This is a genomic window from Streptomyces sp. NPDC017676, from assembly GCF_044329325.1.
Taxonomy (GTDB): Bacteria; Actinomycetota; Actinomycetes; order Streptomycetales; family Streptomycetaceae; genus Streptomyces.
In genome coordinates this window covers 205,352-217,331 of the sequence record NZ_JBIRJA010000001.1, presented here as the reverse complement: position 1 = coordinate 217,331, position 11,980 = coordinate 205,352, and the positions used below count along the sequence as shown (strand labels likewise).

Here is an 11,980-nt window from a genome sequence, read left to right as displayed (position 1 = left end):
GCTGCGCGGTCCCGACGTACCGGCCAAGGCCCTGGACGCCCGCGCCCTCGCGGCGCTCGCCGCGAACCCGGGCTGCTCCCGGCGGGCGATCCTGGACGGCGCCGGGGTGGACAAGGCCAAGCTGGCCGGCGCGCTGGGAGCGCCGTCCGGTTTCGGGCAGTCGCAGTTCGCGCTGACCCGGGGCAACGCGTTCGAGGCCCGGGTCAAGGCGGACGGCGGCGCCGAGCTGCTGCGGCTGGCGCACGCCCGGCTCGACCCCGGCGCCGAACCGCCCGCCACGGCGGCCGTACCCGACCTGACCGCGCACGGCCCCGAGGGACGCACGGCCCGTACGGCGCTGGCGCTGCGCGAGGCCACGCGGGCCGGCGGCTGGACGCTCCTGGACCATCCGATGCTCGCCCTGGACGTGGCCGGTTCGCTCGCCTTCCTGGAGCCGGACGCGGTCGTGGTGCACCCGGACGGCAGTTGGTCGGTGGTGGAGATCAAGTCCTTCCCGATGGTGGACGGCGCCGCGGACCCGGCCAAGGTGGGCGCGGCGGCCCGCCAGGCGGCGGTGTACGTGCTCGCCCTGGAGGAGGTCGCGAAGCGTCTCGGCGCGGAGCCGGAGGAGCACGCCCCGCAGAGGGAGCCGGAGGAGCACGCCCCGCAGAGCGCTCCGGGGCCGCGGGTGCGCCACCAGGTGCTGCTGGTGTGCCCCAAGGACTTCTCCAACCTGCCCGCGGGCTCCGCCGTGGACGTCCGCAAGCAGCGCGCCGTCACCGCCCGCCAGCTGGCCCGGCTCACCCGCGTCGAGGAGATCGCCGACGCCCTGCCCGAGGGCACGTGCTTCGCGCCCGACCGGCCCGCCGAGGAGCTGACGGCGGCCGTGGAGGCGGTTCCGGCGACGTACGCGCCCGAATGCCTGTCCGCCTGCGAGCTGGCCTTCCACTGCCGGGAGCGGGCCCGCGCGGCCGGCGCGGTCACCCGGCTCGGCCGGCCGCTGCGGGCCGAGCTGGGCGGGCTGGCCACGGTCGAGGAGGTCCTGGCGGCGGCCCACGGTGAGAGCGGCGACCCGGACGACCCGGCGGTGGCCGCGCTGCGCCGGGCGGCGGCCCTGCGCGCGGAGGCCCTGGCGGAGGCCCGGCAGGCCCGGGAGGCGGTCCCGTGTCCCTGATCACCACCCTCGCCCGGCTGGAAGCCGTCGGCACGGGCCGGGCGCAGCCCGCGGCGACCGTCCGGCACCGGCACCTGTCCGACCACCCGCTGGTGTTCGTGCCGCTCACCACGGCCGGTGAGACGGGCGCCCCGCTCGGCGCGCTGGTCGGCACCGACCGGGACGCGCCCCGGCTGCTGGTCGTACCGCAGCCCCGCGACCGCGATCTGCGCTTCACGTTCCTCGCCGACCTGGCCGACGTCGTCCTGCCCTACATCGACGCCTACGCCGACTCGGTGGAGGCGGCCGAGCGCACGGAGACCGACCCGGAGACCGGCAAGCGGGTCAAGGTGGCGGCCGAGCTGTGCGCGGACGCGCCCCAGCTGATCGTGCCGAGCCGCACGGGCCTGGACTTCGTACGGCTGCTGGGCCGCTCGATGCGGTTCCGGCGCACCGCCGAGCAGGACCCGGACGCGCCCTATCCGGCGCCGCCCCGGGTGCCGCTGCTCGGCCGCTGGCTCACCCACTACGGCGAGCGGGCCCGGGTCCCGGGCTCCTCGCTGCTGCTCGCCCTGACCGATGTGCTGTCCCGGCACTGGGCGACCGGCCAGTCGGGCCTGGAGGACGAGCACTTGGGCGCGCTGCTGGCCTGGATCGACCCCCCGGAGGGCCTGACCGGCGCCGAGGCGGCCCGCCGGGCGGAACTCGCCAGGGACGCCGACGGCCAGTTGCTGTGCCCGCCGGCCGGCCCCGCCACGGACCCGGCGTTCGACAACAAGCTGCTGGCCCCGGCGATCGAGCGCTACGACCGCGCGCGGACGGCGCTGGCCGCCGCCGAGGACCCGCTGGAGGCCGACGACCGGCTGGCCGCGCTCAGCCGGGCCGAGCGGGAGGTCCGCGACCTGGTCGAGAGCCGTACCCGGCCCACCTGGGACGCGGTGTGGCGGGGCCTGGACCTGCTGCGGGCGCTGCCGGAGGGCGCGCACGTGGAGGGGCGCTGGACCCGGGACCGCTGGTCGTTCACCGGGCACCGGGACCGGGTGCTGGCCGGTGAGCCCCCGCAGCCGCGCCGGGACGACGCGGTGACGGCGGCGAACAAACTGGCCACGCGCGAGCGTGAGCAGGCCCGGCTGGAGGCGCAGGAGGCGCTGGACGACCCGCTGGTGATGGCGGGGCGACGGCTGGCCGGGGAGGCGTTCGCGGGCGAGGTGACCGACGTCGTGATGGCGTACAGCGAGGGCAAGCGGCCGAGCCCGCGCCCGCTGGTGACGGTCCGCACGGACGACCGGCCGCATCTGGCGGAGCGGGGGAAGGTGTACCGCTCGCTGGGCGGCAAGCCGCAGTCGGCGGAGTTCGTCGGTCAGGAGGCCGACGGTGTGCTGGTCTTGCGGGTCCTGGACAAGATGGGCCGTGGGAAGGAGCCGGAGCCCGGCTCGGTGCCGGAGAAGGGCGACCGGGTCTGCTTCACCCTGTTCGAGCACGAGCAGCGCGGCGGCGCGAAGCTGCCCGACCCGGAGGAGACCCCGTGGACGCACGGCGGCCCGCCGGGCGAGCCGGCACCGGAGGCCCCCGACACCGTGACCGAGGAGGACGTGCTGTGACGACCGTCGACTTCGACCCCGGAGCCGCGGCCGGCCGTGCCACCGACGCGATCCTCCACGACACGCTGCACGGCGCCGAGCGGGGCGTGGTGGTGGACTCCCCGCCGGGCGCCGGCAAGTCGACGCTGGTGGTCCGCGCGGCCCTCGAACTCGCCGGTGCCGGGCGCCCGCTGATGATCGTGGCCCAGACGAACGCCCAGGTGGACGACCTGGTCCTGCGCCTGGCCGAGAAGGACCCGGAGCTGCCCGTCGGCCGTCTGCACAGCAGCGACGCCGACGCGTACGACTCCGCGCTGGACGCCTTGCCGCAGGTCCGCACCTCGGCGAAGGCGGCCGACCTCACCGGCCTGCCGGTGGTGCTCTCCACGGCCGCCAAGTGGGCGCACGTGAAGGTGGACGAGCCCTGGCGGCACGCGATCGTGGACGAGGCGTACCAGATGCGCTCCGACTCCCTGCTCGCCGTGGCCGGGCTGTTCGAACGGGCGCTGTTCGTGGGCGACCCGGGTCAGCTCGACCCCTTCTCCATCGTCGGCAGCGAGCAGTGGGCGGGCCTGTCGTACGACCCCTCGGCGTCGGCGGTCACCACCCTCCTGGCCCACAACCCGGAGCTCCCCCAGCACCGTCTGCCGGTCTCCTGGCGCCTGCCGGCCTCGGCGGCGCCCCTGGTCTCGACCGCGTTCTACCCCTACACCCCGTTCCGCAGCGGCACGTCCCACGGGGATCGCCGTCTGACCTTCGCGGTCCCCTCCGACGGCTCCGGCCCCGACCGGGTGATCGACGAGGCCGCGGAGTCCGGCTGGGGCCTGCTGGAGCTGCCCGCCCGGCACACCCCGCGCACGGATCCGGAGGCGGTCCGGGCGGTGGCGACGGTGGTCCGCCGGCTGCTGGACCGGGGTGGCGCGGCCGTGTCGGAGCGCGCACCGGAACCCACCCCCCTGACGGCCGACCGCATCGCCGTGGGCACGGCCCACCGCGACCAGGCGGCGGCGATCCGCGCGGCCCTCGCCGACCTCGGCGTCCCGGAGGTGACCGTCGACACGGCGAACCGTCTCCAGGGCCGCGAGTACGACGTCACGGTCGTCCTGCACCCGCTCTCCGGCCGCCCCGACGCCACCGCCTTCCACCTGGAGACCGGCCGCCTGTGCGTCCTGGCCTCCCGCCACCGCCACGCCTGCATCATGATCTGCCGCGCCGGGGTGACCGACCTGCTGGACGACTACCCGTCCACGGAACCGGTCCAGCTGGGAACACTGGTGAAGTTCCCGGACGGCTGGGAGGCGAACCACGCGGTCCTCTCCCACCTCAGAGAACACCGGGTGACCTGGCGCCCCTGACCGACGCTCCGGTGCTTCCCGCGCGGCCGTAGCGATCGGCGGGAATAAGCGGGGACTCTCTCCTGTTATGCGTCGAGGACAGTTCACGCTCGAAATCAGGAGGCCCGCATCGTGTCGGCAGACGAGGCAGACGAGATCCGGGGCAGGACGCTCGGCACCGCCCCAGCCCCCCTCTCCGTACTGGACCTGGTGACCGTCGGCGCGGGCACTACCGCCACCGACGCCCTGCGCACCAGCGTCGCGCTCGCCCGGTTCACGGAGTCCCGCGGCTTCCACCGGTACTGGGTCGCCGAGCACCACTCCATGCCCGGCGTGGCCTCCTCCTCCCCCGCCGTGATCCTCGCCCACCTCGCCGCCCACACCGACCGCATCCGGCTCGGCTCGGGCGGCGTCATGCTGCCCAACCACGCCCCGCTGGTGATCGCCGAGCAGTTCGGCACGCTGGAGGCGCTGGCCCCGGGCCGGGTCGACCTGGGCCTCGGCCGGGCGCCGGGCACGGACGGGGCGACGGCCGCGGCCCTGCGCCGCACCGACACCCTCAACGAGGGCGCCGACGACTTCCCGCAGCAGCTCGCGGAGCTGACCCGGTTCCTGGACGACGACTTCCCGGACGGACACCCGTACCGCCGCATCCACGCGATCCCGGGACCCGTCCAGGGCAGCACCCCCGGCGGGGTCCAGTCGCCGCACCGGCCGCCGGTCTGGCTGCTCGGCTCCTCCGGCTTCAGCGCCCGCCTGGCCGGCCTGCTCGGTCTGCCGTTCGCCTTCGCGCACCACTTCTCCGCGCAGAACACCATCCCGGCGCTGGAGCTGTACCGGGAGTCCTTCCGCCCCTCCGCCGTCCTCTCCGAGCCCTACGCCCTCATCGGCGTCTCCGCCCTCGCCACGGACGACGAGCGGGAGGCCCGCCGGCAGAGCCGGGCGATGGCGCTGAACATGGTCCGGCTGCGCACCGGCCGCCCCGGTCTGTTCCCCGACCCGGAGGAGGCCGAGCGGCACGAGTTCAGCCCGATGGAGGAGGAGTTCGTCGCCTCCTGGACGGCCAACATCGTGCACGGCACGGCCGACGAGGTCCGCGCCGGACTGGACGACCTGCACAAGCGCACCGGCGCCGACGAGCTGATGATCACCTCGCACGCGCACCGCGGTGAACTCCGCCTGCGCTCCTACGAACTGATCGCGGACGCCTACGGATTGCCGACCGCGTAGGCCTGCGCCCCCAGCAGCTCGGAGATACGATCCGGCGGCACCGGGCGGGAGTACAGCCAGCCCTGCCCGGTGTCGCAGCCGATCCGGCGCAGCCGGGTGGCCTGGGCGGAGGTCTCCACGCACTCCGCGGTGACCGTCAGACCGAGCCGGTGGGCGAGCTGGATCATCGCCTCCACGATGACCTCGTCGGCCGGGTTGGGGGCGACCGCCTTCTTGTCGCCGTCGTACTGGAAGCCCCGCACGAAGGAGCCGTCCAGCTTCAGCGTGGAGACCGGCAGCCGGCTCAGATAGGCGAGGTTCGAGTAGCCGGTGCCGAAGTCGTCGATGGCGATGCGCACGCCCATGTCGCTGAGGGCCTGAAGGGCCTGGAGCGGGCGTCCGGCCGAGCCCATGACCGCCGACTCGGTCAGCTCCAGTTGGAGCAGCTGCGGGGCGAGTCCGGTCTCGGCGAGGATCTCCGCCACGTCGGCGACCAGGTCCGAGTCCCACACCTGCCGTACGGCGACGTTGACGCTGACGAAGATGGGCGGTTCGCCGGGGTGGTCCAGCTGCCAGCGGCGGGCCTGTCGGCAGGCGGTGTGCAGCGCCCAGCGGCCGAGCTGCACGATCGAGCCGTCCTCCTCGGCCAGTCCGATGAACCGATTCGGCGTCAGGGTGCCGAACTGCGGGTGGTGCCAGCGGATCAGGGCCTCGACGCCGTTGAGCCGGCCGTCCTCCATGGCCACCAACGGCTGGTATTCGAGGGCGAATTCCTCGCGTTCGATCGCGGGCCGCAGGGTGGAGGACAGGGCCTGACGGGTCATCCGGTGGGCGTTGCGCTCGGGGTCGAACAGGGTCCAGCGTCCCTTGCCGTCCGCCTTGGCCCAGTACAGGGTCGTATCGGCCGCCTGCATCAGCCCGGTGGCCGTCGTGCCGGCCGCGTGCCGCTCGACGACGCCGATGGACGCGGTCAACGACAGCCGCTGACCCGCCAGGTCGAAGGGTTCCTCCAGTGCCTTCAGCGCGGACTCGGCGAGGTCGGCGAGCTGTTCGGTGCCGGTGGAGTCCTCCACCAGCAGGGCGAACTCGTCGCCGCCGAGCCGGGCCACGAGGGGGGTGGCGGCGCGGGCGTACCCCGTCTCGTCGGCGACCCGGGTCAGGCGTTCGGCGACGGCCGCGAGGAGCCGGTCGCCGACGCGGTGGCCGAGGGTGTCGTTGACCGCCTTGAAGCCGTCGACGTCCAGATAGCACAGGCCGATCCGGCCGGTACCGCTCTCCTCGTACGACTCCGCCTCCAGCGCGGCCGTCAGGCGCTCGAAGAACAGCGTGCGGTTGGGCAGCCGGGTCACCGGGTCGTGCATCTGCAAGTGCCTCAGCCGGGCCTGGAGTTCGCGCCGCGAGCTGATGTCGGCGACCGACAGCAGGACGCCGGGTTCACCGGTCAGCGGGGCGACGGTGACCTGCACCCACAGCGAGTGCCCCTCGGGGTGCTTCAGCCTGCGGGTGCAGCGCAGGCGGGCCTGCCGGCCGCGCAGCACCTCGCGGTAGGCGTGCCGGCTGCGGGCGTCCGCGGCCAGGTCCACCAGGTCGGCGGCGACCTGCCCGACGAGGGTGCCGGGGTCGGCGCCGAGCAGGTCACCGAGGGCGGTGTTGGCGCTGACGACGAGTCCCTCGGGGGCCACGACCGCCATGGCGAGCGGGGCGACCTCGAAGACACGGTGGTAGGTGGTGTAGTGACTGTCTGTGACGGCTGACCGGTCGAGGTCTGCCGCGGGCGTCGGCCCTTCGGACGTTCCGCTCACCGCTCGCTCCCGCAGTGCACTCGATCTGTGTCCGTGCCTGTCCGTGCCGGAAAGTGTGCCGATCATAGAGGCTGGCTCCGGGCCCTTCCAGCCAGTGTCCAGTGTCCCGGACCGAGCACAGGTTCTGACAGATCGTTTCTGCCCGCACCTGGACGGGTTCTACAGGCCCCCGACCAGTTGTGACGTTCCGTGAGTGTTTCGGGGATGTCGAGCGCCGGGGCGCGCCGGGGCGCAATGGGGGCGCGCTCACCCTTCTGGTGCAGGCAAACAGGGCAAAACACATCGATTGCCAGCAATCTGGGTGCGGGTCCCGAACCGTATCCGGAGGTCATGTCCGTGCCCAAGCTGCGCAGCACCGCCGCCGTGTGCACCACGATGTCGGCGCTCGCCGCGACCTCGATCCTCGGCGGCCCGTCGGCCGCCGAGCCCTTCTCGCCCGCGCCCTGCGCCCTGCACCGCACCGAGGCCCACCACTCGGAGGGCGTCGACAGCTGGAACCCCCGCTACACCCGCCCCATCGGCACGCTGGACGCCGTGCTGATCTTCCTCTCCTTCCCGGACGCCACCCCGCGCACCACCCCCGCCGAACTGACCGCCGACCACTTCCCGGCCACCAGCCGCTTCTACGCACAGGCGTCCTACGGCAGGTTCACCCTGCGCCCGCACCCGCTGAAGCACTGGCTGCGCATGCCGCACCCGTCGACCTCGTACGCCATGCGGCGGGACTGGGACGCGGAGGACCGGGCCGCCTATCTGCGCGACGCGTTCGCCGTGGCCGACAAGGAGGTCGACTTCTCGCGCTACCCGGTCGTGTACTTCGTCGCCGACCCGGACGCCCCCGGCGTCGACTCGGACGCCACGAAGGTCGTCAACCTGGAAACACCCCTGCGCATCGACGGCACCGCTGTCCGGCGGGTCGTCACCGTGTTCGAGCACCATCCGCCGGACCGGCTGGTCCTCGCCCACGAGACCGGCCATGTCTTCGACCTGCCCGACCTCTACCACCGCCCGGTCGACGGCAAGGGCGACTGGGACACCTATGTGGGCGACTGGGACCTGATGGGCAGCCAGTTCGGGCTGGCGCCCGACCTGTTCGCCTGGCACAAGTGGCGGCTCGGCTGGCTGGATCCGCGCCAGGTGGTGTGCGTGCGCGGCACCACGCCGACCCGCCTCACCCTGGAGCCCCTCGCGGCCGCGCCCGGCGTGCCGGTGCCGGGGGCGGGCGACACCCCCGGCTTCGGCCTCGGTCACGGCGTCAAGCTGGCCGTGGTGCGCACCGGTCCGGAGAGCGCCCTCGCCTTCGAGGCGCGCGACGCGGCCGGCAACGACCGGGCGTCCTGCCGGCAGGGCATCCTGGTCTACCGGGTGCGCGGCGCCGCCGAGTCCGGTGACGGCCCGATCCAGGTGGTGGACGCCCACCCGCGCACCGAGGCCTGCTGGGAGAACTCGGTCTACGCCCCCCTCGCCGACGCGCCGGTCTCCCTCGGGGAGAGCTTCACGGTCCCCGGGGAGGGCGTGAAGGTGGAGGCGGAGGACCGGACGGCATCCGGGGCGTGGACGGTGAAGATCACGCCGGGGGTCGGTGACTGAGGCGACTGACCTTGCGGCTGGAGGGCGGCGCCGCGGGACCGGCGGCTGGACGGGGGGCGCGCGGGACCGGCGGTTCGTGTACGAAAACGGCGGGCCTGATTCTTTCGAACCGGACCCGCCGTTTCCTTCGCGTGCGCCGCCAGGGACTCGAACCCCGGACCCGCTGATTAAGAGTCAGCTGCTCTAACCAACTGAGCTAGCGGCGCCTGCTGACGTCGTAGACCTTAGCATCCTGGTCGGCGGGAGGAAAAATCGATATCCGCACGGCCGGCCGGGCCGCCCGCACGGCCGCCCAGAGCAGCACCTCGGGCCCCGGCAGCCAGGGGTGCCGGGCGTCCGGGGCGACCAGCCAGCGGGCGGCCCCGCTGGCGTCGTCGCAGGTCAGGGACGGTACGGTGATGGCGTCACCGGTGCCGTGGCACAGCAGCGGAGGCACCGCGCGGGCCCGCCGGGACCCCCACTCCTCCCAGTCCAGCAGCGAGGGCAGCCGCTGGGCCGTCCCCGGGGCGGCGAACAGCAGCGTCCGCCCCCGGAACACCGCGACCGGCCCCGAGCCCGCGCCCTCGTCCCAGAGCCGGTCCAGCATGCGGCGGCCGAAGACCGTGGGGGCGCTCACCACGTCGAAGACGGTGCCGCAGGGCAGGACGACCGGGGCGTCCGGGCGCTCCTCCCACAGGGCGAGGGTGCTCCGGGGGTACGTTCCCGCCGAGGCGAGCCAGGCGACGCCGTCGGCGCTGACACGGGTGACGTTCGGGGCGCTGGTCATGACACCCAGATGTACAGCGCGTGAGCGTTCCGTTCTTCTGGGTTGCGGAAAACCGGGACAGCGGCGGCCGGGGAGGAGTATCTTGCCCGCCTGGCATATGCCGTGCGGGTGCTACAGGGGGTCTGCGGTGGTCCGCCCCTCGCCCTCCCCGCGCATCAGGTCCCGCCCGAACTCGACCATCTTCTTCGCGTAGTCCTCCGTCCACTCCGCCCGTTCGGCGATGTCCGCCGGGGTCAGCCGGTCGAACCGGCGCGGGTCGGCGAGCTGGGCGGCCGCGATGGCCTGGAACTCCACGGCCCGGTCGGCGGCCGCGCGGAACGCCTGGGTCAGCTCCGTCGCCCGGGCCAGCAGCGCCCGCGGGTCGTCGATCGACTCCAGGGCGAAGAAGTGCTCGGGGTCGGCGGCCGCCTCCGCGGGCTCGAAGAGCAGGGGCGCGGGGCGTAGCCGCGGTTCGTTACGACGCGGCGTGGGCTCCGCCATGTCTTGTCTCCTCCTCGTACGGTTCGGTGGGCGCCGCCTTCAGGTGGGCCACCGTCCATTGTCCCGCGCCGGCGCAAGAGGTCCCCGCGGCCGCCCGAGCGCGCCCCGTCCGGAGGAGGAGCCCTGGGTTACACCTGCACCAACGGCTGCCGGGTGAACAAGGTGCCCAGGGTCGGTGCGTTCACCCGGCGGTCCGCGAGCCTCAGGCCCTCCCAGACCGTGACCTGGTTGGCGGTGAGCACCGGCTTGGACAGGGCCTTCTCCAGGAGGGAGAGGTGCGCGGCCGTGTGCAGGGCCGTGTCCGGCAGCAGGACGGCCTCCGCGTCGGCGGCGTCCGCCGCGCGGGCCAGCGTCAGCACGTCCTCCTCCCCCCAGGTGCCGACCTCCGCCGCCGTGACGACCCCCGAGGACCGCGCGCCGGTCACCTCCAGGCCGCCGGCCCGCAGGAACTCCGTGAACAGCGCGGTGACGTCCTCGGGGTAGGTCGCGCCGACGGCGACCCGTCGTACGCCGATCTCCCGGGTCGCGTGCACGAAGGCGAACGACGTCGACGAGGCCGGCATCCCGGCCACCCGGGCCAGGTTGCGCACCTGCTCCTGGGCGCCCTCCCAGCCGTGCACGAAGCTGCCGCTGGTACAGGCCCACACGACCGCCTCGACGCCGGACAGCCGCAGCCCCTCCATGCCCTGGGCCAGCCGGTCGGCGGAGCCCATCTCGCGCAGCGCGTCCACCCGGTGCGCGTCCTCGCCGACGTCGGTGTGGACCAGGTCCACCCGGATGTCGCTGCCCAGGAGCTGCTCGATGCGTGGATAGTCGTCCTCGGCGAAGTGGCCCGGGTAGAGGAATCCGAGTGCGGTCATGTCCAGCCTTCCTGCGTCTCTTCGTGCAGTACGGGTCACGCGCGGGCAGCCGCGTCCAGCAGCGCCTGACAGGGCCCCACGATCCGGGTACCCAATCGGCGCGGCGCAGCCCTCGCGGTGCCCCGGCCGGCCGGATCAGCGGCCTCACGCTGGGAGACGAGGGGGTGACGGATCGTGAGTACGCCCGTGTTGACGAAGGTGGGTTCGGGTGCGAGCGTGTCAATCCGCGCACCATCCGCGCATGTCAGACGCCGGGAGCCGCCCCGCATGACGCCGACCGTCCCCACCGTTCTGGTCCTCGACGCCGATCCGCCGCCCCGGCTGGGCCGCCTCACCGGCCGTGCCCGGATCGAGCGCACGGACGCGGCGCACCTGGCCGAGCGGCTGCCCGGCGCGGACGTGCTGCTGGTGTGGGACTTCACCTCGCACGCGGTGCGGCGGGCGTGGCCCGGCGACGGGCCCCGGCCGCGCTGGGTGCACACCGCGAGCGCGGGCGTGGACCATCTGATGTGCCCGGAGCTGGCGGCGTCGGACACGGTGGTGACGAACGCGCGCGGGATCTTCGACCAGCCGATCGCCGAGTACGTGGCGGCCCTGGTGCTGGCGGCCGCCAAGGATCTGCCGCGCACCCTGGAGCACCAGCGGGAGCGGGTCTGGCGGCACCGGGAGACCCGGCGGGTGGCGGGCACGCGCGCGTGCGTGGTCGGCTCGGGTCCGATCGGCCGGGCGATCGTCCGGACGCTGAAGGCCCTGGGGGTGACGACGGCGCTGGTCGGGCGGGTGCCGCGGACCGGCGTGCACGGCCCGGACGACCTGGACCGGCTGATCTCCCGCGCGGACTGGGTGATCGCGGCGGCGCCGCTGACCGAGCAGACGTACCGCATGTTCGACGCGCACCGGTTCGGCGTGATGCAGCCCTCGGCGTTCTTCGTCAACGTCGGCCGGGGCGCCCTGGTCGACGAGGAGGCCCTCGCCCGGGCGCTGGTCCGGCGCTGGATCGCGGGCGCGGCCCTCGACGTGTTCGCCGCCGAACCGCTGCCCGGGGACAGCCCGTTGTGGGAGCTGCCGGGGCTGATCGTGTCCCCGCACATGAGTGGCGACACGGTCGGCTGGCGGGACGAACTGGGCGCGCAGTTCGTGGAGTTGTACGAGCGGTGGGCGGCGGGCAGATCCCTGCCGAACGTGGTCGACAAGACGCGTGGTTACGTGCCCGGTCACTGAAGCCCT

10 protein-coding genes and 1 tRNA gene are annotated in these 11,980 nt (G+C 74.1%); 6 read left to right on the top strand and 5 right to left on the bottom strand.

What is annotated here, in order from left to right; genetic code table 11:
• Nucleotide 1 precedes the first annotated feature (1 nt).
• From ACH4LD_RS00985 to ACH4LD_RS00970, 4 genes are all read left to right on the top strand, one after another.
• A complete protein-coding gene (locus ACH4LD_RS00985; protein ID WP_398053593.1) occupies nucleotides 2–1,153 on the top strand; it encodes a hypothetical protein in 1,152 nt (383 codons plus the stop codon).
• Nucleotides 1,144–2,733, top strand: a complete 1,590-nt coding sequence (locus ACH4LD_RS00980) for a hypothetical protein (RefSeq protein WP_398053108.1) — start codon at nucleotides 1,144–1,146, stop codon at nucleotides 2,731–2,733. The genes ACH4LD_RS00985 and ACH4LD_RS00980 overlap by 10 nt, the downstream gene beginning before the upstream one ends.
• Nucleotides 2,730–4,067: an AAA domain-containing protein gene (locus ACH4LD_RS00975; RefSeq protein ID WP_398053107.1), complete on the top strand. Its 1,338-nt coding sequence runs from the start codon at nucleotides 2,730–2,732 to the stop codon at nucleotides 4,065–4,067. The genes ACH4LD_RS00980 and ACH4LD_RS00975 overlap by 4 nt, the downstream gene beginning before the upstream one ends.
• 111 nt (nucleotides 4,068–4,178) lie before the next feature.
• Complete coding sequence (locus ACH4LD_RS00970) at nucleotides 4,179–5,276, top strand: LLM class flavin-dependent oxidoreductase (protein ID WP_398053106.1); 1,098 nt, start codon at nucleotides 4,179–4,181, stop codon at nucleotides 5,274–5,276.
• Here ACH4LD_RS00970 and ACH4LD_RS00965 read toward each other — a convergent pair.
• A complete protein-coding gene (locus tag ACH4LD_RS00965) occupies nucleotides 5,255–7,057 on the bottom strand; it encodes a putative bifunctional diguanylate cyclase/phosphodiesterase (protein WP_398053105.1) in 1,803 nt (600 codons plus the stop codon). The genes ACH4LD_RS00970 and ACH4LD_RS00965 overlap by 22 nt on opposite strands.
• A gap of 330 nt (nucleotides 7,058–7,387) precedes the next feature.
• On the opposite strand from ACH4LD_RS00965, the gene ACH4LD_RS00960 reads away from it, so the two are divergent.
• Entirely contained in the window at nucleotides 7,388–8,647 is a 1,260-nt protein-coding gene (locus ACH4LD_RS00960; RefSeq protein ID WP_398053104.1) for a M6 family metalloprotease domain-containing protein, read from the top strand.
• 132 nt (nucleotides 8,648–8,779) lie between these two features.
• On the opposite strand, the gene ACH4LD_RS00955 is transcribed toward ACH4LD_RS00960, so the two are convergent.
• The 4 genes from ACH4LD_RS00955 to ACH4LD_RS00940 form a co-directional block, all read right to left on the bottom strand.
• A tRNA-Lys gene (locus ACH4LD_RS00955) sits at nucleotides 8,780–8,853 on the bottom strand.
• Nucleotides 8,844–9,413: a bifunctional DNA primase/polymerase gene (locus ACH4LD_RS00950; RefSeq protein WP_398053103.1), complete on the bottom strand. Its 570-nt coding sequence runs from the start codon at nucleotides 9,411–9,413 to the stop codon at nucleotides 8,844–8,846. Before ACH4LD_RS00950 ends, ACH4LD_RS00955 begins: the two co-directional genes overlap by 10 nt.
• Before the next feature lie 111 nt (nucleotides 9,414–9,524).
• The gene (locus ACH4LD_RS00945; protein ID WP_103810187.1) at nucleotides 9,525–9,893 is read right to left on the bottom strand and encodes a hypothetical protein; all 369 of its coding nucleotides are present in this window, start codon (nucleotides 9,891–9,893) and stop codon (nucleotides 9,525–9,527) included.
• Nucleotides 9,894–10,021: 128 nt separating this feature from the next.
• Nucleotides 10,022–10,753 carry a decarboxylase gene (locus ACH4LD_RS00940; RefSeq protein WP_398053102.1) on the bottom strand — a complete coding sequence of 244 codons (732 nt, stop codon included), beginning with the start codon at nucleotides 10,751–10,753 and terminating at the stop codon, nucleotides 10,022–10,024.
• A 267-nt stretch (nucleotides 10,754–11,020) separates the two neighbouring features.
• Between ACH4LD_RS00940 and ACH4LD_RS00935 the strand changes: the two genes are divergently transcribed.
• Nucleotides 11,021–11,974: a D-2-hydroxyacid dehydrogenase gene (locus ACH4LD_RS00935; RefSeq protein WP_398053101.1), complete on the top strand. Its 954-nt coding sequence runs from the start codon at nucleotides 11,021–11,023 to the stop codon at nucleotides 11,972–11,974.
• Nucleotides 11,975–11,980: the final 6 nt, after the last annotated feature.